The 21,084-nt window shown below is 38.5% G+C and carries 19 protein-coding genes and 2 pseudogenes; 19 read left to right on the top strand and 2 right to left on the bottom strand.

Annotated elements, in window-relative coordinates; genetic code table 11:
• Nucleotide 1 precedes the first annotated feature (1 nt).
• The 4 genes from M1F74_RS09395 to M1F74_RS09380 all read left to right on the top strand — a co-directional run bounded on the left by M1F74_RS09395 (nucleotide 2) and on the right by M1F74_RS09380 (nucleotide 4,622).
• On the top strand, nucleotides 2–1,225 hold the full coding sequence (locus M1F74_RS09395; RefSeq protein WP_247946952.1) for a cysteine desulfurase: 1,224 nt from the start codon (nucleotides 2–4) through the stop codon (nucleotides 1,223–1,225).
• Nucleotides 1,212–1,652 carry a Fe-S cluster assembly sulfur transfer protein SufU gene (gene sufU, locus M1F74_RS09390; protein WP_247946951.1) on the top strand — a complete coding sequence of 147 codons (441 nt, stop codon included), beginning with the start codon at nucleotides 1,212–1,214 and terminating at the stop codon, nucleotides 1,650–1,652. The genes M1F74_RS09395 and sufU overlap by 14 nt, the downstream gene beginning before the upstream one ends.
• A 35-nt stretch (nucleotides 1,653–1,687) precedes the next feature.
• Entirely contained in the window at nucleotides 1,688–3,100 is a 1,413-nt protein-coding gene (sufB, locus tag M1F74_RS09385) for a Fe-S cluster assembly protein SufB (protein WP_049478151.1), read from the top strand.
• A 124-nt stretch (nucleotides 3,101–3,224) separates the two neighbouring features.
• Nucleotides 3,225–4,622 (top strand): APC family permease, encoded by a 1,398-nt coding sequence (locus M1F74_RS09380; protein WP_247946950.1) that lies wholly within the window; start codon nucleotides 3,225–3,227, stop codon nucleotides 4,620–4,622.
• Nucleotides 4,623–4,644: 22 nt separating this feature from the next.
• Here the strand turns inward: M1F74_RS09380 and M1F74_RS09375 are convergent, their stop codons facing one another.
• The gene (locus tag M1F74_RS09375) at nucleotides 4,645–5,493 is read right to left on the bottom strand and encodes a YitT family protein (protein ID WP_000619962.1); all 849 of its coding nucleotides are present in this window, start codon (nucleotides 5,491–5,493) and stop codon (nucleotides 4,645–4,647) included.
• 143 nt (nucleotides 5,494–5,636) lie between these two features.
• Here M1F74_RS09375 and M1F74_RS09370 point away from each other — a divergent pair, with 143 nt between their 5' ends.
• Both M1F74_RS09370 and M1F74_RS09365 read left to right on the top strand, forming a co-directional pair.
• On the top strand, nucleotides 5,637–6,473 hold the full coding sequence (locus M1F74_RS09370; RefSeq protein ID WP_000195448.1) for a DegV family protein: 837 nt from the start codon (nucleotides 5,637–5,639) through the stop codon (nucleotides 6,471–6,473).
• A gap of 106 nt (nucleotides 6,474–6,579) precedes the next feature.
• Complete coding sequence (locus tag M1F74_RS09365; protein WP_001284630.1) at nucleotides 6,580–6,855, top strand: HU family DNA-binding protein; 276 nt, start codon at nucleotides 6,580–6,582, stop codon at nucleotides 6,853–6,855.
• A gap of 275 nt (nucleotides 6,856–7,130) precedes the next feature.
• Here M1F74_RS09365 and M1F74_RS09360 read toward each other — a convergent pair whose 3' ends face one another.
• Nucleotides 7,131–8,117 carry an L-lactate dehydrogenase gene (locus M1F74_RS09360; RefSeq protein ID WP_000204722.1) on the bottom strand — a complete coding sequence of 329 codons (987 nt, stop codon included), beginning with the start codon at nucleotides 8,115–8,117 and terminating at the stop codon, nucleotides 7,131–7,133.
• Nucleotides 8,118–8,311: 194 nt separating this feature from the next.
• Here M1F74_RS09360 and gyrA point away from each other — a divergent pair, with 194 nt between their 5' ends.
• From gyrA to M1F74_RS09295, 13 genes and pseudogenes are all read left to right on the top strand, one after another.
• The gene (gyrA, locus tag M1F74_RS09355) at nucleotides 8,312–10,780 is read left to right on the top strand and encodes a DNA gyrase subunit A (RefSeq protein WP_009730259.1); all 2,469 of its coding nucleotides are present in this window, start codon (nucleotides 8,312–8,314) and stop codon (nucleotides 10,778–10,780) included.
• Complete coding sequence (locus tag M1F74_RS09350; RefSeq protein WP_084852316.1) at nucleotides 10,780–11,526, top strand: class A sortase; 747 nt, start codon at nucleotides 10,780–10,782, stop codon at nucleotides 11,524–11,526. The genes gyrA and M1F74_RS09350 overlap by 1 nt, the downstream gene beginning before the upstream one ends.
• A 73-nt stretch (nucleotides 11,527–11,599) precedes the next feature.
• Nucleotides 11,600–12,016 carry a hypothetical protein gene (locus M1F74_RS09345; protein WP_084873236.1) on the top strand — a complete coding sequence of 139 codons (417 nt, stop codon included), beginning with the start codon at nucleotides 11,600–11,602 and terminating at the stop codon, nucleotides 12,014–12,016.
• A gap of 26 nt (nucleotides 12,017–12,042) precedes the next feature.
• Nucleotides 12,043–12,672: pseudogene (locus M1F74_RS09340) on the top strand (hypothetical protein).
• A 131-nt stretch (nucleotides 12,673–12,803) separates the two neighbouring features.
• On the top strand, nucleotides 12,804–13,007 hold the full coding sequence (locus M1F74_RS09335) for a hypothetical protein (RefSeq protein ID WP_084932676.1): 204 nt from the start codon (nucleotides 12,804–12,806) through the stop codon (nucleotides 13,005–13,007).
• 37 nt (nucleotides 13,008–13,044) lie between these two features.
• Nucleotides 13,045–13,376: pseudogene (locus M1F74_RS09330) on the top strand (hypothetical protein).
• A gap of 45 nt (nucleotides 13,377–13,421) precedes the next feature.
• The gene (locus M1F74_RS09325; protein WP_247946949.1) at nucleotides 13,422–13,769 is read left to right on the top strand and encodes a hypothetical protein; all 348 of its coding nucleotides are present in this window, start codon (nucleotides 13,422–13,424) and stop codon (nucleotides 13,767–13,769) included.
• A gap of 124 nt (nucleotides 13,770–13,893) precedes the next feature.
• Nucleotides 13,894–14,691: a formate/nitrite transporter family protein gene (locus M1F74_RS09320; RefSeq protein WP_000254787.1), complete on the top strand. Its 798-nt coding sequence runs from the start codon at nucleotides 13,894–13,896 to the stop codon at nucleotides 14,689–14,691.
• A gap of 150 nt (nucleotides 14,692–14,841) precedes the next feature.
• On the top strand, nucleotides 14,842–16,122 hold the full coding sequence (locus M1F74_RS09315) for an O-acetylhomoserine aminocarboxypropyltransferase/cysteine synthase family protein (RefSeq protein WP_000196319.1): 1,281 nt from the start codon (nucleotides 14,842–14,844) through the stop codon (nucleotides 16,120–16,122).
• A 94-nt stretch (nucleotides 16,123–16,216) separates the two neighbouring features.
• Nucleotides 16,217–17,491 (top strand): DUF2130 domain-containing protein, encoded by a 1,275-nt coding sequence (locus tag M1F74_RS09310; RefSeq protein ID WP_247946948.1) that lies wholly within the window; start codon nucleotides 16,217–16,219, stop codon nucleotides 17,489–17,491.
• Nucleotides 17,492–17,497: 6 nt separating this feature from the next.
• Complete coding sequence (locus M1F74_RS09305) at nucleotides 17,498–19,168, top strand: hypothetical protein (RefSeq protein ID WP_247946947.1); 1,671 nt, start codon at nucleotides 17,498–17,500, stop codon at nucleotides 19,166–19,168.
• A gap of 9 nt (nucleotides 19,169–19,177) precedes the next feature.
• On the top strand, nucleotides 19,178–19,978 hold the full coding sequence (locus M1F74_RS09300; protein WP_247946946.1) for a hypothetical protein: 801 nt from the start codon (nucleotides 19,178–19,180) through the stop codon (nucleotides 19,976–19,978).
• Entirely contained in the window at nucleotides 19,979–21,064 is a 1,086-nt protein-coding gene (locus M1F74_RS09295; RefSeq protein ID WP_247946945.1) for an AAA family ATPase, read from the top strand. It abuts the gene before it with no gap.
• The last annotated feature ends 20 nt before the right edge of the window (nucleotides 21,065–21,084 follow it).

The raw sequence follows: 21,084 nt of genomic DNA, 5'->3' as shown, positions 1-21,084 counted from the left end.
TATGTTAGATATAGCGATTCGCAAGGATTTTCCAATTTTAGACCAGATTGTCAACGATGAACCTCTGGTCTATCTGGACAATGCTGCGACGACACAAAAACCATTAGCAGTTCTGGAAGCAATCAACCGCTACTATAAGCAGGACAATGCCAATGTTCACCGTGGGGTTCATACCTTGGCTGAGCGAGCAACAGCTTCTTATGAAGCTGCTCGTGAAACCATTCGTAAGTTTATCAATGCAGGCTCTACAAAGGAAGTTCTCTTTACCAGAGGAACGACAACCAGCCTTAACTGGGTAGCGCGTTATGCTGAGGAAGTTTTGACTGAGGGAGACCAGGTTTTGATTTCTGTCATGGAACACCATTCCAATATCATTCCTTGGCAGGAGGCCTGTCGCAAGACTGGAGCAGAGCTTGTCTATGTTTATCTCAAGGACGGTGCCTTGGATATGGATGACTTGCGTTCTAAATTGACTGACAAGGTTAAGTTTGTTTCGCTAGCTCACGCCTCAAATGTCCTTGGTGTGGTCAATCCAATCAAAGAAATCACACAAATGGCTCACCAAGTTGGAGCCATTATGGTGGTGGATGGTGCTCAGTCTACGCCTCATATGAAGATTGATGTGCAGGACTTGGATGTGGACTTCTTTGCCTTTTCAGGTCACAAGATGGCTGGTCCAACTGGTATCGGTGTTCTTTACGGCAAAGAAAAGTATCTTGAGCAAATGTCTCCAGTAGAATTTGGCGGTGAGATGATTGATTTCGTCTATGAGCAATCTGCTAGTTGGAAGGAATTGCCTTGGAAATTTGAGGCTGGAACGCCAAATATGGCAGGAGCTATTGGACTTGCAGCAGCAGTGGATTACCTAGAAAATCTTGGTATGGATGCGATTGAAGCTCATGAACAAGAATTGATAGCCTACGTCTATCCAAAACTTCAGGCAATTGAAGGACTGACTATTTATGGTTCTCAGGACCTGACTCAACGTTCGGGTGTTATTGCCTTTAACCTAGGTGATCTCCATCCTCACGACCTTGCGACCGCTTTGGATTATGAAGGAGTAGCTGTTCGTGCGGGTCACCACTGTGCGCAACCTTTGCTTCAGTATTTGGAAGTCCCAGCAACAGCTCGTGCAAGTTTTTATATCTACAATACCAAGGCGGATTGTGACAAGCTAGTCGATGCCCTACAAAAGACAAAGGAGTTTTTCAATGGCACTTTCTAAACTAGATAGCCTTTATATGGCAGTGGTGGCAGACCATTCGAAAAATCCACATCACCAAGGGAAGCTGGAAGATGCTGAGCAGATTAGTCTCAATAATCCAACCTGTGGGGATGTCATCAACCTCTCTGTCAAGTTTGACGCAGAGGACCGTTTGGAAGATATTGCTTTTCTAAATTCAGGATGCACGATTTCAACTGCTTCTGCTAGTATGATGACAGATGCTGTTTTAGGGAAGACCAAGCAAGAAATTCTAGAACTTGCAACCATCTTTTCTGAAATGGTTCAAGGTCAAAAGGATGAGCGTAAAGACCAACTTGGAGACGCGGCTTTCTTATCAGGTGTTGCCAAATTCCCTCAAAGAATAAAGTGTGCAACCCTAGCTTGGAACGCCCTTAAGAAGACAATTGAAAATCAAGAAGATAAATAAGAAACATAGAAATATATAATGAAAGAAAGGATATTATGGCTGAAGAAAGAGTAGAACCAAAACCAATTGACCTTGGTGAATATAAATTTGGTTTCCATGACGATGTAGAGCCTGTCCTATCGACAGGAAAAGGATTGAATGAAGAAGTCATTCGCGAATTATCAGCTGCTAAGGGTGAGCCTGAGTGGATGTTGGAGTTCCGTCTGAAGTCTTATGAAACCTTCAAAAAAATGCCCATGCAAACTTGGGGAGCAGACTTGTCAGAGATTGACTTTGATGATTTGATCTACTACCAAAAACCATCTGACAAACCAGCCCGTTCTTGGGATGACGTTCCTGAAAAAATCAAAGAAACCTTTGAACGTATCGGGATTCCAGAAGCTGAACGTGCTTATCTGGCTGGAGCTTCTGCCCAGTACGAGTCAGAAGTGGTATACCACAACATGAAGGAAGAGTTTGAGAAGTTAGGAATTATCTTTACAGATACAGATTCTGCCCTCAAGGAATACCCAGACTTGTTTAAACAATACTTTGCGAAGTTGGTACCTCCGACAGATAACAAGTTGGCAGCCCTCAACTCAGCAGTATGGTCGGGTGGAACCTTTATCTACGTACCAAAAGGGGTCAAGGTAGATATTCCACTTCAAACCTACTTCCGTATCAACAACGAAAATACAGGTCAGTTCGAACGTACCTTGATTATTGTTGATGAAGGAGCAAGCGTCCACTACGTAGAAGGATGTACAGCACCAACTTATTCTAGCAACAGCTTGCACGCTGCCATTGTAGAAATTTTCGCTTTAGACGGAGCTTATATGCGTTATACAACCATCCAAAACTGGTCTGATAATGTCTATAACTTGGTAACAAAACGTGCCAAAGCCTTGAAAGATGCGACTGTTGAGTGGATTGATGGTAACTTGGGTGCCAAAACAACTATGAAATATCCATCTGTTTACCTAGATGGAGAAGGTGCGCGTGGTACGATGCTTTCTATTGCCTTTGCCAATGCTGGGCAACACCAGGATACGGGTGCCAAGATGATCCATAATGCTCCGCATACAAGCTCATCTATCGTATCAAAATCCATCGCTAAAGGTGGAGGAAAGGTTGACTACCGTGGACAAGTAACCTTTAACAAAAACTCTAAGAAATCTGTTTCTCACATCGAGTGTGATACCATTATCATGGATGACTTATCAGCGTCAGATACCATTCCATTTAATGAAATTCATAACTCGCAAGTTGCTTTGGAGCACGAAGCCAAGGTATCTAAGATTTCAGAAGAACAACTCTATTACCTCATGAGCCGTGGTTTGTCAGAATCTGAGGCAACCGAGATGATTGTCATGGGATTTGTCGAACCCTTCACCAAAGAACTTCCAATGGAATACGCAGTTGAGCTGAACCGCTTGATCAGCTATGAAATGGAAGGTTCAGTCGGATAAGAATATGCAAAATCTGAACAGGAATCCTTCCTGTTCAGATTTTTTTCAAAAAGGACCTAATAAATATTCACAAAAATGCTTTTGTATGGTAAAATAAAACAACTATATTTAGTGGAGATGAAGTATGAATATTTTTAGAACCAAGGATGTTAGTTTGAGACAGACAGAGATGCGTCGCCATTTGAAATTGTGGGATTTGATTCTATTGGGGATTGGTGCCATGGTAGGAACTGGGATTTTTACCATTACAGGAACTGCAGCAGCAACACTTGCTGGTCCATCACTAGTGGTTTCTATCGTGATTTCTGCCCTGTGTGTTTCTCTATCAGCTCTCTTTTTTGCAGAATTTGCCTCTCGTGTACCCGCAACTGGGGGTGCTTATAGTTATCTCTATGCGATTTTGGGAGAATTGCCAGCCTGGATTGCTGGCTGGTTGACCATCATGGAATTCATGACGGCTGTTTCAGGTGTGGCGTCTGGCTGGGCAGCTTACTTTAAGGGATTGCTCAGTGATTATGGTATCTCCATGCCCCAAGCCTTGAATGGTACCTTTAATCCTGAACAGGGGACCTATATCGATTTTCTGCCTATTTTAGTGCTGACCTTGGTAACAGGATTGGTTTTATTAAATTCTAAGGCAGCCTTGCGCTTTAATTCGCTTCTAGTAATCTTGAAATTTTCTGCTCTAGCCTTATTTATCCTAGTTGGTATTTGGTACATCAAACCTGAAAATTGGTCGAATTTTGCTCCTTTTGGCTTTGGCCAGATTTATGGAGGAAGCACTGGGATTATGGCAGGTGCATCTTTGATGTTCTTTGGATTTCTCGGATTTGAGTCTATTTCCATGGCAGTTGATGAAATCCAAAGCCCGCAAAAAAATATTCCTCGCGGAATTGTCCTTTCTCTGACAATCGTCACTATTCTCTATGCTTTGGTGACCTTAGTATTGACAGGGATTGTTCACTATAGTAAGCTCAATGTGGACGATGCAGTAGCATTTTCATTACGGAGTATTGGTATCGGTTGGACAGCCAACTATGTTTCGCTTGTAGCCATTCTCACCCTGATAACGGTATGTATTTCCATGACTTATGCTTTGTCTCGGATGATATATAGCTTAGCACGTGATGGACTTTTACCCCAAAGTTTCAAACAATTAAGCAAGACCAGTCGCGTTCCTAAAAATGCGACTCTCTTAACAGGAGTTGCTTCAGCTATTGCTGCCGGAGTGTTTCCTCTAGCCAGTATTGCAGCCTTCCTAAATATCTGTACGCTAGCTTATCTCATTTTACTAGCCTACGGAATAATAAAACTCAGAAAAGATAAGGGTATGCCCCAAAAAGGAGAGTTTAAAACTCCTTTGGTGCCACTTTTGCCAATCCTTTCCATCCTTATCTGTGTTTCCTTTATGCTTCAATATAGTCTAGATACCTGGATTGCCTTTGGCATTGCTCTTGTAGTTGGTCTAGTCATCTACTTTACTTATGGTTATCATCATTCAACCCTCACAGAAGAAAAATAAAAGCTGGGAATTCCCAGCTTTTTTAATCTTTCACATAAGTAAATCCTTCACCCAGAATTTCATGAGCCTCAGTGATGGTGATAAAGGCTTGAGGGTCGATTTTGTGAATCATATCTTTCATTTTTACGATTTCGTTTCGACCGACGATACAGTAGATAATTTTTAAATCCTTTTTGCTGTAGTATCCTTGACCAGATATAAAGGTAACGCCACGGCCAAGCTCCTCATTAATCTTATCAGCCAGTTGGTCAGGATATTGAGTAATGATGATAAATCCTTTGCCAGCGTAACCCCCTTCGCCAATCAGGTCAATAACGCGAGCGATGATGAAGTCAAACAAGAGAGTGTAGGTCACAAGACGGAGATCTTGGAAAATAAGCAGAATTAACATTAAAATGAAAAAGTCAATTCCAAAAAGCAATTTCCCAATCGAAATATTGGTGTATTTGTTAAGGATGCGGGCAACGATATCAGAGCCACCAGTGGTTCCACCAGCATTAAAGATAATTCCTAAACCAACTCCCAGTAAAACCCCTGAGACCAAAGCGACAATGATGAGATCCCCTTGCAAGTCGATGTGCAAAGGAATACGCTCAAAAATTGCTAGCCAAACGGAAAGTGAAATAGATCCTAAAAGACTGGAGTAGAGGGTCTTAGGTCCAAATATTTTCCAAGCTAGGATAAATAAAGGGATATTAATCAAGAGATTCATCAATGAGACAGGGATTTTAAAAAGATAGTAGGTAATCAAGGTGATACCTGTCGCCCCTCCCTCAAATAGATGATAAGGAACAACAAAGTAGGTGAGACCAAAGGCATAGATAGCTGCTCCAAATATAATCGTAATAATCGGTTGAACTTTTCGAATCATAGCTGTTCCTCGCTTTTCTATAGATAGATTATACCAAAAATTCAGTTTTTTTAATTGGATTACTTATGATTTTTTATCATTTTTTTGATATAATAAGAGTGAAAAATCCCAATCCTATTGAGAAGAATAGAAAGATTGAACTTATGACACAAGTAAAAATTGTAACGGACTCTTCTGTTACTATCGAACCAGAAGTAGTTAAAGAATTAAATATCACTATTGTCCCCTTATCAGTTATGATTGATGGCGTACTCTACTCAGATGCTGATTTAAAAGAGGGGGAATTCCTTCATCTCATGCAACAAAGCAAGAATCTCCCTAAAACGAGCCAACCTCCAGTAGGAGTGTTTGCTGAAGTCTTTGAAGAGCTGGGAAAAGATGGCAGTCAGGTTGTTGCTATTCATATGTCTCATGCCTTGTCTGGAACGGTTGAAGCTGCTCGCCAAGGCGCAAGTCTCTCAAGTTCTGATGTGACTGTTATTGATAGTTCCTTCACAGATCAGGCTATGAAGTTTCAAGTTGTTGAAGCTGCAAAACTTGCTAAAGAGGGTAAAGATTTAGAAACTATTCTAGCACATATAGAAGAAGTGAAGAATCACACAGAGCTTTATATCGGTGTTTCGACTCTAGAAAACCTAGTGAAAGGTGGGCGTATTGGACGTGTGACGGGACTATTAAGCTCACTATTAAATATTCGTGTAGTGATGCAGATGAAAAACCACGAACTCCAACCAATCGTCAAAGGGCGTGGTGCGAAAACTTTCAAAAAATGGCTTGAAGAGTTAACGGTGGCCCTTACTCATAAATCAGTTGCAGAAATTGGAATTTCCTATGCTGGAACGAATGAATGGGCAAATGAGATGAAGAGTTCATTGCAAGCCTATGTTGAGAAACCAATCTCTGTACTGGAAACTGGCTCTATTATTCAAACTCATACTGGAGAGAATGCTTGGGCAATTCTAATCCGCTATAATTCCTAAAAAAATAGAGAAAAATGTTTGAAATGGTGTTTTTGACTTGACCTATGGGCAATTTTAGGATATGATTATATTTGTTAATCAGAAATTATTTGGAGGATTTGTTAACATGGCAAACAAACAAGATTTGATCGCTAAAGTGGCAGAAGCTACAGACTTAACTAAGAAAGATTCAGCAGCAGCAGTTGATGCTGTATTTGCAGCAGTAACTGAATACCTTGCAGCTGGTGAAAAAGTTCAATTGATTGGTTTTGGTAACTTTGAAGTTCGTGAACGTGCTGCACGTAAAGGTCGCAACCCACAAACTGGTAAAGAAATCGAAATCGCAGCTTCTAAAGTTCCAGCATTCAAAGCTGGTAAAGCTCTTAAAGACGCTGTTAAATAATGAATTTAGAAAAAGCCTATTGTATCAAGCTTTCTAGCTTGGTCAATAGGCTTTTTTTGTTGCTTTGGGGCATTTTGGGGGCAAAGACGAATACTTTTTCGTGATAGCTACCACTGTTGATTTCATTTCTTTAGTTATATATAAATTTAGGTGTTTTTTCAATCGAGCATTTGATATGATATATAACTTCTGAGATAAGTAGTCTTTTGAAAAATAGGGTTTAAGCCTTTACAGTAAAAGAAAAAAGGTTCCCATGTTTGGGAACCTTCTTTTCATTAGTTTTTAGAAGCTGCTTGGAATTCAGGGTTTTTCCATGCTTCATCAATGATAGCTTGCAATTCTTTAGCAGATGCTTGCATTTTTTGAGTTTCAGCGTCGTTCAATGGGATGTTTACTGGACGAACGATACCGTGTGCACCAACAACAGCTGGTTGACCGATAAAGACGTTTTTAACACCGTATTGACCTTCTTGGAAGACTGAAAGTGGAAGTACTGCATTTTCGTCATCAAGGATTGCTTTTGTGATACGAGCAAGTGCTACTGCGATACCGTAGTAGGTAGCTCCTTTTTTGTTGATGATTGTGTAGGCAGCGTCACGAACACCTTCGAACAATTCAATCAATTCAGCTTCTTGAACGTTTTGAGTATCTTTAAGGAATTCTTCAAGGTTTACACCAGCAATGTTGGCATGTGACCAAACCGCAAATTCAGAATCTCCGTGTTCACCCATGATGTAGGCGTGAACTGAACGAGCATCAACATCCAATTTTTCAGCAAGTGCTTGACGGAAACGTGCTGAGTCAAGTGAAGTACCTGAACCGATAACACGTTCTTTAGGGAATCCAGAGAATTTCCAAGTTGAGTAAGTCAAAACGTCAACTGGGTTAGCCGCAACAAGGAAGATACCATCAAAACCTGATTCAACAACTTGTGTTACAATTGATTTGTTGATAGCCAAGTTTTTACCTACAAGGTCAAGACGAGTTTCACCTGGTTTTTGAGGAGCACCTGCAGTGATAACAACAAGGTCAGCGTCTGCACAGTCAGAGTATTGAGCAGCGTAGATTTTTTTAGGTGAAGTGAAGGCAAGGGCGTGGCTAAGGTCAAGCGCATCACCAACAGCTTTTTCGTGTAATTGTGGAATTTCGATAATTCCAAGCTCTTGTGCAATTCCTTGGTTAACAAGTGCAAAAGCGTAAGATGAACCTACGGCACCGTCACCAACAAGGATCACTTTTTTGTGTTGTTTAGTTGAAGTCATTATCTAAACATCTCCTTCATTTTTTTTTAGGGGAATCCCCAGACACTTTCATTCTATCACTTTTAAAAAACTTTGTCACGAATATTCTATTCGGTTATCGATGTAAACGTTTTAGTGGTTTTCAAAGACTGAAATGAAGGACAAATTATGGTATAATATATCTAATTACTAATAGTGAAATGAGGCATTTATTAATGCAGGATAGAAATTTAGTGAATGTCAATCTGACAAAGGAGATGAAGACCAGCTTTATCGATTACGCTATGAGTGTTATCGTTGCGCGGGCTCTTCCTGATGTTCGAGATGGTTTAAAACCTGTTCACCGCCGTATTCTTTACGGAATGAATGAACTAGGTGTTACACCAGACAAACCTCATAAAAAATCAGCCCGTATTACAGGGGATGTTATGGGGAAATACCACCCACACGGGGATTCATCTATTTATGAAGCCATGGTTCGTATGGCTCAGTGGTGGAGCTACCGTTACATGCTTGTCGATGGACATGGAAACTTTGGTTCCATGGACGGGGATGGTGCCGCCGCACAGCGTTACACTGAGGCTCGTATGAGTAAGATTGCTCTTGAAATGCTTCGTGACATCAATAAAAACACAGTTGATTTCGTAGACAACTACGATGCTAACGAACGTGAACCCTTGGTTTTGCCAGCTCGTTTTCCAAATCTTTTGGTCAATGGGGCAACTGGTATCGCTGTTGGGATGGCAACCAATATCCCACCTCACAACCTGGGTGAAACCATTGATGCAGTGAAATTGGTCATGGACAATCCTGAAGTGACGACTAAGGACTTGATGGAAGTTTTACCTGGTCCAGATTTTCCAACTGGTGCCCTTGTCATGGGGAAATCAGGTATCCACAAAGCTTATGAGACTGGTAAAGGTTCCATTGTCCTCCGTTCTCGAACAGAGATTGAGACGACTAAGACAGGGCGTGAGCGCATCGTGGTAACAGAATTTCCTTATATGGTCAATAAAACCAAGGTACATGAGCATATCGTTCGTTTGGCGCAAGAAAAACGAATTGAGGGAATTACAGCTGTACGTGATGAATCCAACCGCGAAGGCGTTCGCTTCATTATCGAAGTGAAGCGTGATGCTTCTGCAAATGTCATCCTCAATAACCTCTTCAAGATGACCCAGATGCAAACCAACTTTGGTTTCAATATGCTTGCTATTCAAAATGGCGTACCAAAGATTTTGTCCCTTCGTCAAATTTTGGATGCTTATATCGAGCACCAAAAAGAAGTGGTTGTTCGCCGTACTCGTTTTGACAAGGAAAAGGCAGAAGCGCGTGCGCACATCTTAGAAGGCCTTTTAATCGCGCTAGACCATATCGACGAAGTGATCCGCATCATCCGTGCTAGTGAAACGGATGCGGAAGCACAAGCTGAGTTGATGAGCAAGTTTAAGCTTTCTGAACGTCAAAGTCAGGCTATCCTTGATATGCGTCTTCGTCGTTTGACAGGATTGGAACGCGATAAGATTCAGTCTGAATATGATGAATTGATTGCCTTGATTGCAGACCTAACCGATATTCTTGCTAAACCAGAACGCGTAGTGCAAATCATAAAAGATGAATTAGATGAAGTAAAACGTAAATTTGGTGACAAACGTCGTACCGAGTTGATGGTTGGAGAAGTCTTAACTCTTGAAGATGAAGACTTGATTGAGGAGTCAGATGTCTTAATCACTCTTTCTAACAAGGGCTATATCAAACGTTTGGACCAAGGTGAATTTACTGCTCAAAAACGTGGTGGTCGTGGAGTCCAAGGTACGGGAGTTAAGGATGATGACTTTGTGCGTGAGTTGGTTTCAACCAGCACCCATGATCATTTGCTCTTCTTTACCAATAAAGGTCGTGTATACCGACTAAAAGGTTATGAAATTCCTGAATACGGTCGCACGGCCAAGGGATTGCCGGTTGTCAATCTTTTGAAGCTGGATGAAGGGGAGAGCATACAGACCATCATTAATGTTAAATCTGAACGTAGTGATGACGCCTATCTTTTCTTCACAACCCGTCACGGTATCGTGAAGCGAACCAGTGTTAAAGAATTTGCTAATATTCGTCAAAATGGACTTAAGGCTTTGAATCTCAAGGATGAAGATGAACTGATTAATGTCTTGCTGACAGAAGAAGATACAGATATCATCATTGGTACTAAGTTTGGTTATGCCGTTCGCTTTAATCAATCAGCCGTTCGTGGTATGAGCCGTATCGCGACAGGTGTCCGAGGTGTTAACCTCCGTGATGGAGACACTGTAGTTGGTGCTAGTGTCATCACTGACCAGGACGAGGTCCTTATCATCACTGAAAAAGGGTATGGTAAACGTACTCTTGCAACTGAATATCCAACAAAAGGTCGTGGTGGTAAAGGAATGAAGACAGCCAATGTTGCTGAGAAAAATGGCCCTCTTGCAGGTCTCCTCACTGTTAAAGGAGATGAAGACCTGATGATTATCACGGATACAGGTGTCATGATTCGAACAAATGTTGCCAATATTTCACAAACAGGACGCTCAACTATGGGAGTTAAGGTGATGCGTCTAGACCAAGATGCCAAGATTGTGACCTTTACAACGGTTGATGCGGTAGAAAAAGAAGAAGTTGGGACTGAAAACGAAACAGAAGGTAAAGCATAATGTCTCATAAAAAAACGAAAAGTAAGAAGAATAAGCGTAGGAATCTATTTCTCAATATTTTAGCGGTTTTCTTAATTCTTTTATCCTTAGCTTTGATTTTTAATTCAAAGATTCGAGATCTCTTTATGGTGTGGAATACCAATAAATACCAAGTCAATCAGGTTACTAAAGAAAATATAGATGAAAATCTCAAAACAGAAGGAAATTTTGATTTTGATTCGGTTAAATCTATTTCATCTGAAGCAGTTCTAGCCGCTCAGTGGGACGCTCAGAAGCTTCCTGTTATTGGAGGAATTGCTATTCCCGAAGTGGAGATTAACTTGCCAATTTTCAAAGGGTTGGATAATGTAAACTTGTTCTACGGAGCAGGAACCATGAAACCAGATCAAAAAATGGGAGAGGGCAACTATTCTCTAGCCAGTCACCATATCTTTACTGCTGAAAATGCCAGTCAAATGCTCTTTTCACCTTTAGTTAACGCTAAAGCGGGTATGAAAATTTATCTGACTGATAAGGATAAAGTTTATACTTATGAGATTACGGAAGTTAAACACGTTACTCCGGACCGAGTAGATGAAATCGAAGATCGTGATGGTATTAAAGAAATCACATTGGTGACCTGTGTGGACTATAATGCGACAGAGCGGATTATTGTTAAAGGTGATTTTAAAGAAGTTAAAGCTTATTCTGAAACATCTGATGATATCCTAAGCGCCTTTAATAAGCCATATAAACAACGTTATTAACCTCAAAAACCAGTGAATTGTATTTTTCACTGGTTTTTGTCAAATAGAAGCGTCAGTCAAAGGAGAATGATGCATGTTCGAATATTTTTTGTTTGGAATGAAAACGATGTGGGGAAGTCCTGTCTTTAGTTTTGCCTTTTACTTATTAGCCTCTATTCTTTTACTAATCCTTTGGCGACGTTTTATAATTGTCAGTCGTAGTGGTGGTGATTTTTTTGCCCCGTTTCACATTGCCAATGGGAGACTTTATATTCACAATGCTTTTGTATTTGTGAAGAGAATCATTCCGCTGAATAACATCAAAATGATTGAAGTCAAATATATTCGAAGTGTCAAATTGAATGGGGCAAGGTATCATTTGTGTATCGAAAGAAAAGATGGAAAAGCTGTCAGTTTTTTCTTCGGACAATCAAAACAGAATGATCTCCTTGTGAAGAATCTAAAGAATGAAACTAAAAACTACCATATTAGAATTGTAATAGATGGATAAGTGTTTAGCTTAAGAAAGGAATGATCATGGATAAGCTACAAGAAGTCAGAGAAAATGAACAGTTAAGGACCTTACTGATGACTGAATGTGATATTTATTTTTATGACAAGATAAGTGAAGCCTAGTTTTCAGGGAACAATGAGGAGTACTCTCTTGCCTGTAAGGCTTTTGCTCAAGATGGTAGTGGGGGAGAATATGTTTTTCTCGAAGATAACAGCATAGGCTTTATCGGAAGTGAGGGCCAAGTGGGGAGAGTAGCAGAAAGTCTGGATGACTTACTAACATTCCTACTTCACGCAGGTTGTATTTCAGATTTTAGCTGTCAGTATTTTTATCAGAACACAGACTTATTGAAAGCATTTTGTAGGGGCTATGTGTCTAAAATACGAGAAAGCTATCAGGTTAAGCAGGAAAATTGGGATCAGATACGAGGAAATATGGCTCAAAAACTATCACTTGATTTCAATCCCAAAAAACTAGAAAAAGTAGCCATGGCATTTTATCAAGCGGCGACAAGGAAGCCTGTCTTTTCCTGTAAGTATATAGACGGTGAAGTAGAGTATACCTGCGATTCAGTCTTATCGGACATTGTAGGCTTGTGGACGACAGAACTTGTAGGCATGAGTAGAGAAGAAATTGAAAACTATAAAATTTGATAATGTTTGATGCTTGCAAGATGATCATTCAACTTTAATGGTATCTTTTCAATGTGAAAGGAAACTGGTCAGTAGATTGAAAGGTTTATCGTAAGTAACCGAAGGATGCCTGGCATAAGAGAGGATAGACAATGAGTCAGTTAAGAGAAAAGTCTTTCGTTACGCTCAAAGAAGACATAACAAGTAGTTTTCCATTTGACAAGGATCTTCCTATGATATTCTTGGGAGAAATTGCCAATATGGCTGGACACGGAATCTTCATAGGGAAATCTGGGAAGTCTTATTCTGGATATCATATTTCACATTTTAAAGAACTAAGTGAAGATGAGATATAGGACTTTCGCAGTAGGAAAAATAGATGAGGAGTTGAGAATGAATAATCAGATTGACTTGGCACTTCCGAACCCATACGCAGAATTCCTGAGTAAAATCGACAAAGCAGGAGAGTTGATAATAGAGAATACAGGCATCACCTTATACTCAAGACTAGATTTGCTAGAAAGAAACTCCACCTACCAAATAGAAGAGTGGGAACCTGATTTTTTCCTGATTGGGCAAGATGGGGATGTCGCTTTTTTATAAAGAAAGATTCTGACGACGCTATTTATATGAATGATTTGGGGGCATTAGGTTCACTAGAAATGAAACCCATATCTTTGAATATTTTCGAGTTTGTGAAACAAGCGAGTGAACATTTTGATTAATGTTACTAAATTTTTAGTAAATGATAATGATTTGGAGAGTGAACAATGAATTTTGATGAGAGTTTACAGCAATACGCTTATGAGCATGAGGGAGTAACCTTTGTTTGGGACGAAGAGCCTGATTGTGACTTTATAGATAAAGTTGAACTGTTATCAAAAAATTATCAGGAAAATCTCAATAGAATTATCAACTTCATGCTAGCTGATCTTAAGGAAATGTATGGAGCAGTCAGCGAGGAAGATGTGAAGAACAAGCTGGGGAAACCTATCATTGACTACAATCAAGGAACAGTTAGTTATTGTGAGCAAACCTTCGATGACTGGCACCTATTTGAGTTTGAATTTTTGGATGATCAATTTGAAATATTGAAATGTTTTTCTGTTAATGGGTAAAGGAAAGATTTATGGAATTCCTCCAATGCCTTGATTTTCTTTGTAGAAAACGTATACAAGAAAGGCTTTTCAAAATGCGTGCTTTATGTTATAATATTCACAAATAAAAGTTTAGGAGTTTTTTATGGTCTCTTCAGAATTTATCTCAAAGATTGAATTTGCTTGCAAGAAGAAAGAAAGTCTTTATAGTCAAAGCAAGTTTAAGTATGCAATTCGTTCCATGTTTGCAGGTGCCTTTTTAACATTTAGTACGGCTGCGGGTGCAGTTGGGGCTGACTTGATTAATAAGATCGCACCTGGTAGTGGACGTTTCCTTTTCCCATTTGTTTTTGCTTGGGGATTGGCCTACATTGTTTTCTTGAATGCCGAGTTGGTAACTTCAAATATGATGTTTTTGACAGCTGGTAGTTTCTTGAAAAAAATCTCTTGGAGAAAAACAGCTGAGATTTTACTTTACTGTACCTTGTTCAATCTCATCGGAGCTTTGATAGCAGGTTGGGGCTTTGCCCACTCAGCAGCCTATGCAAATCTAACACATGATAGCTTCATTTCAGGGGTTGTAGAGATGAAGTTAGGTCGTTCCAATGAGTTAGTCTTACTTGAAGGTATTTTAGCCAATATCTTTGTAAACATTGCCATTCTTTCCTTTGTTCTGGTGAAAGACGGTGGCGCCAAACTTTGGCTTGTCTTATCAGCAATTTACATGTTTGTATTCTTAACAAACGAACACATTGCTGCGAACTTTGCTTCTTTTGCGATTGTTAAGTTTAGTGTTGCAGCTGATTCAATTGCTAACTTTGACATACCAAATATTCTTCGTCACTGGGGTGTAACCTTTGTCGGGAACTTTATCGGAGGAGGTCTCTTGATGGGCTTGCCTTACGCCTTCCTCAATAAAAACGAAGATACTTATGTCGATTAAAGAAATGAGCACGAGTGAATCGTGCTTTTTTGTTTGATGTGTAAGACTAGTCATAGTTGTTCCTTATATCAAAATATAGAAAATCAGTATTGGAAAAGACTAGCCCAAGATGATACAATATCCGTAATGAAGCTATTTGGAGGTCGTCTTATGACTCGTGATTTTAAATTTGAAACCCTACAATTACATGCTGGTCAAGTTGTGGATCCAGCGACCAAATCTCGTGCAGTACCGATTTATCAAACAACATCCTTCGTTTTTGATGACACGCAGGAAGGTGCGGATCTGTTTGCTTTGAGAAAACCCGGGAATATCTATACTCGTATCACAAATCCTACAACAGCAGCCTTTGAGGAAAGAATAGCTGCTCTTGAAGGTGGTGTTGGAGCACTAGCGACAGCATCAGGGATGGCTGCTGTAACCTACACTATTTTGGCGCTTGCTCACGCAGGTGACCATGTGGTTGCTGCGTCAACTATTTACGGTGGGACCTTCAACCTCTTGAAGGAAACCCTTCCTCGTTATGGGATCACAACAACCTTTGTGGATGTGGATAATTTGGAAGAAGTGGAAGCAGCTATCAATGACAATACAAAGCTTGTCTTGATTGAAACCTTGGGGAATCCCTTGATTAACATTCCTGACTTGGAAAAATTGGCTGAGATTGCGCATAAACACCAGATTCCTCTCGTTTCGGACAACACTTTTGCCACACCATATTTGATTAACGTCTTCTCTCACGGTGTAGATATTGCCATTCACTCAGCAACTAAGTTTATCGGTGGACATGGTACGACTATTGGAGGAGTGATTGTTGATAGCGGTCGTTTTGACTGGGCAGCTTCAGGGAAATTCCCCCAATTTGTTGAGGAAGACCCAAGCTACCATAACTTGAGCTATACTCGTGATGTGGGTGCAGCAGCCTTTATTATCGCTGTTCGTGTTCAATTGCTCCGTGATACAGGTGCTGCCTTGTCACCATTTAATGCCTTTCTCTTGCTCCAAGGGCTTGAAACTCTCTCTCTTCGTGTTGAACGTCATGTGCAAAATGCAGAGAAAATTGTTGATTTCCTTGTCAACCATCCTAAGGTAGAGAAGGTAAATTATCCAAAACTAGCTGACAGTCCTTATCATGCCTTGGCTGAGAAATATTTGCCAAAAGGTGTTGGTTCAATCTTTACCTTCCATGTCAAAGGTGGAGAGGCAGAAGCTCGCAAGGTAATTGATAATTTGGAAATCTTCTCTGACCTTGCAAACGTGGCAGATGCTAAATCTCTTGTTGTCCATCCTGCGACAACCACTCACGGTCAGTTGTCAGAAAAAGACCTAGAAGCAGCAGGAGTCACACCAAACCAAATCCGCTTGTCGATCGGTCTTGAAAATGTAGAGGATTTGATTGAAGATTTGCGTTTGGCCTTGGAAAAAATTTAAAGTAACAGATATAAACAGTGGGTTTCGACTCACTGTTTTTGATTTTCCCTCAGGCATGATATAATGGTTACAGAAGTCTAGAAAGAGGAAAGTTATGAACGAAATCAAATGTCCCAACTGTGGGGAAGTCTTTACAGTAAATGAGAGTCAGTATGCCGAACTCTTATCCCAAGTGAGAACGGCTGAGTTTGATAAGGAACTGCACGATCGAATGAAGCAGGAGCTGGCCTTAGCTGAGCAAAAGGCCATGAATGAGCAACAGACTAAACTGGCTCAGAAGGATCAAGAAATTGCGCAACTGCAGAGTCAAATCCAAAACTTTGATACAGAGAAAGAGTTGGCCAAGAAAGAAGTAGAACAAACTGCTAGTCAAAGTCTACTAGAGAAGGAAAAAGAAGTTCAGCAACTTGAGAATCAGCTGGCTACCTTGCGCTTGGAGCATGAAAACCAACTGCAAAAGACCCTTTCTGACTTAGAAAAAGAACGCGATCAGGTCAAAAACCAGCTCCTCTTGCAAGAAAAGGAAAATGAGTTGTCTTTGGCTTCTGTTAAGCAAAATTACGAAGCTCAGCTTAAGGTAGCCAGTGAACAAGTCGAATTTTACAAGAATTTCAAAGCCCAACAATCCACAAAAGCTATCGGTGAAAGTTTGGAACAATATGCAGAGAGTGAGTTTAACAAGGTTCGTAGTTTTGCCTTTCCAAATGCTTACTTTGAAAAGGATAACAAGGTTTCTGCGCGTGGTTCTAAGGGGGACTTTATCTTCCGTGAATGTGATGAAAATGGTCTAGAGTTCATTTCCATCATGTTTGAGATGAAAAACGAAGCGGATGGGACGGAGAAGAAGCATAAGAACCCGGATTTTTACAAAGAATTAGACAAGGACCGTCAGGAGAAGAACTGTGAGTATGCCGTTTTGGTGACTATGTTAGAAACGGATAACGACTACTTTAATACAGGGATTGTGGATGTCAGTCATGAGTATGAGAAAATGTACGTTGTCCGTCCTCAGTTTTTTATCCAGTTGATTGGTCTCTTACGCAATGCCGCGCTTAATTCCCTTAAATACAAGCAAGAGTTGGCCTTGGTTCGCGAGCAAAATATCGATATCACCCATTTTGAAGAAGACTTGGATGCCTTTAAACAGGCTTTTGCCAAGAACTACAATTCAGCTTCAACTAACTTTGGTAAAGCTATTGATGAAATCGACAAGGCTATTAAGCGTATGGAAGAGGTCAAAAAGTTCCTAACCACATCTGAAAACCAACTCCGCCTCGCAAATAATAAATTAGAAGATGTTTCAGTTAAAAAATTGACCCGAAAAAATCCAACTATGAAAGCGAAGTTTGAAGCACTGAAGGGGGAGTAGAAAGCAGTGGAAAATGAATTATTAGTATTGGGTACTGAAGAAGTAGATGAGTCTAAAAATATAAACTATGACGAATTAGAAGAACTATTGGAACAGCAATTTACAATGGAGTTTTCTAATCTCGAAAAATTAGAACTAGAATGTAAAGAGATTAGTTCATCAGATAAATTAGGAGATGTTATTTTAGATGAAATCTGGGATCAATTTGCGAATCAAATTGGTTTAGATATGACAAGTGACACGCTTCTTAAGCAGTATAACGATAAACATCCTAATAGTTATACAAAAGAAGAGGGTGCTAAAATAATGAAAGATAAAAGGTATACTGATGCAAATAATGCTATGAAAGAAAAGCAAAAATCTGGAAATTTAAAGGATGAATATACTGGAAAAACTTTAAAATTAAATGAAAACGCAAATTTGGATCACGTTGTAGCACGTAAACAAATTTTTGAAAATTCTTGGAGAAAGATTGCTGATATAGATACTGCAGATTTAGCAAACAAAAAGGAAAATTTAGCAGCAACTAATGAATCACTTAATAAAAGTAAAGGTGCAAAATCTAATAGCGAGTATATAAAGGATAGAGAAGTAAGAGAAAAAAATCTAAAAGAACAAGTTGAAAGAGCTAATAAAAAAATTGACAAGAAGGATATTTCAGATTCCGAAAAACGAAATCTTAAAGCTATAAACGAAAAAAGATTAAATGATAAACTAGCAGCTGATTCAAAGAAGATGCTTAAGGCTGAGAAGACAGCAAAGAAAGCTATTAATAAGGATATTGCAAAGAAAGCTTCTGTCAGAATGGCCAATAAAGCTGGTAAAGATGCTATAAAAGCTATGTTTGTTGCAACTCTATTTGGAATGCTGAAGGAAATTATGAATGCTCTAGTGAGGTATTTTAAAGCAAAAAAACAATCTTTTGATACATTTATGGAGGAAATGAAAAAAGCACTTCATTCATTTTTTGGCAAAATCAAAGATTTTATTAAAGTAGGTGTAGATAGTTTTGTTGGAAGCATTGTTGGAGAAATTATTGGCGCATTTAACCAGAAATTACAAAAACTTCCAAACTTGATTAAACAATTATTTGGTTCTATCAGAGAAAGCATTTCTTATTTATCTAACCCTGAAAATCAAACACATTCTACAGCAATTAAGATAGCTCACATTTCAAAAATCATTACTTCTGGTTTAGTTGCTGTAGGAGCAATGTTTTTAGGAGAATATTTTGAGCAGTTCTTAAATAAGATACCAGGTATGACTTTTGAAATAAAACTCCTAGGAACAATTGCTAATATTTTAGGGATGTTCTTTGCAAGTTTACTAACTGGAATCTTGGGAGCGATAATCATTAACGGACTTGATCAATTTATTTCAAAAAAATTAATTGAGGAAAATCAAAAGAAACAAGCTAATAAGAAAAACGAATTGTTAAGAATTCAGGATGTTCAAATTTTTGTTGCCGAGCAAAATGTTGCTGTTAAGCGAAATGATATATTCATTAAGATGGCTAAGAACCATCAAAAACTAAGAGAACTTCTTGGCAATGTTCAAGAGGAGTTTTCTAATTCAAAGATTGATTTCAAACAGCGATTATTAGCTAACGAAATATACTTTGATGAAAAGCAAAGTGAACTTGAAGAAATGCAAAGTGCATTAAATGATTTACTATAGGAGAATGTTATGTCAGAAGAATTAGAGATTCAGGTTTTAGCAAAGTCTGAAAGATTTAATGAGAAAAAAGAAGCGTTGAAAGCTTTTAGTGAAGAAATTCCAGAACAATCAGATTTACCGACTGTCCCACAAGACGATCCTATACTAGGATTTATTGGTATGGAATATGATGTTAAAGGTAAGGATTTAAATGCTCTCACCGATGCTGTTCAAAATAGAATGATTGAACAAAACAAGCATATTAAAAAGATTATTCAGGAATTTAATACCATTTATGAAACTTTCCAAATATTGGATGATGAGTATATTCAAAGTATTTCAAAGTCTTTGATTGCAGCCAAAGAGGCAAATGATAAAGCTATGCAGGGATTGCACGAGATAGAAGAATATCAAACTGGTAATAAAAAACTATTAGATGACGTTTTTAAACAGAATAAAGATTTAATTGATATATTGAAGAAACATCATAAAAAGCTAGAAGAGTTAGAACAACTTGAAGAGAAGCAAAGTGAAATTCAAATTGAAATTGATACTTTAAAAGCGAATCTAAAAACATTAGTGAAAATAGAAAATAGTTTTAACGATTTGCATTTACAGGTTAAAGAAACACAAAATGAACTGAAAAACGACGTAGATAAGATGGATGTTCGATTAATAGACGAAAGTAAAAATCTTACTTTAATAGTCGAGAAATTTCAAACTGAACTAGAGGAAAAACAAAAAGAGATTAGTTTCCTTAGAAAAGGATTCTATGCCTTAGGAATCTTATTCGCTCTAATAGTAGTATTTCTGTTATTTAAAGGAATGTAGATGATTAGTGAAACTTATTTAAAATTGTTAAAATCAGAAGTGAAAAAGCTTGATGACTTAACAAATAAATCTTATGAATTTGAGACTGCTATTCAAGAAATTGTTGATAATAAAAAGCATTCAGAATTAGAATTTATAAAGCGTTTAGGAAATTTGTCAAATAATGATAAATTTCCTAAAATTAAAGAAAGACAGTCAACGGTTTTAGAGTTACTGTATAAATATCTTGGTTCTAGATTAATAGATAGTGAGTACGCTATTTTAAAAGAAATCAATACCAAATCATTTGATGAGATGTCTGATGAATTGAACTCCCTGATAGGATTAGAAAATGTAAAGAAAGAAATAGAAGACCTAGTAATCTTTAACAAAGTTCAGAAAAACCGAGAAAAGATTGGGTTAAAAAAAACTAATAGAACGATGCATATGGCTTTCCTAGGGAATCCGGGTACAGGTAAAACAACAGTTGCTAGAATTGTTGGTAATATGTATCGTTCTCTAGGAATACTAAGCAAAGGTCATTTTATTGAAGCAACTAGAACTGACTTAATAGCAGAATATCAAGGGCAAACTGCTTTAAAAGTTAAAAGACTGATCCAAAAAGCTAAGGGGGGCGTTTTATTTATTGATGAAGCATATAGTATTACTGAAAACGATAAAAGTGATAGTTATGGTCGAGAGTGTTTAACTGAGTTAACTAAAGCATTAGAAGACTATCGAGATGATTTAGTTGTTATTGTAGCAGGATATGATAATTTAATGAAAAAGTTTTTTGAATCTAATCCTGGGTTAAAATCAAGATTTAATTATTTTATTACGTTTGAAGATTATACTGTGGACCAAATGTTTGATATTTTTCTTTCATATTGCAAAAATGAAGAATACATTTTGCATGATTCTGCAAAAGAAAAATTAAAAAAATATTTAGAATTACATAGTAGCAATCCTGAAAATAAAAATGCGAATGGTCGATTTGTAAGAAATGTATTTGATAGGATAGTTATGAACCAAGCAAGAAGATTAGCCACATTATCTTTTGTTACAAAAGATAATTACATTACAATTCTTGAAGAAGATATTTCATGAATGAAATCAGAAAGCAACAC

Source organism: Streptococcus oralis (assembly GCF_023109315.1).
In the GTDB taxonomy this organism is placed as follows: Bacteria; Bacillota; Bacilli; order Lactobacillales; family Streptococcaceae; genus Streptococcus; species Streptococcus oralis_BS.
Note: the sequence above shows the minus strand (reverse complement) of the source record. Positions and strands in the feature narration are given on the sequence as shown.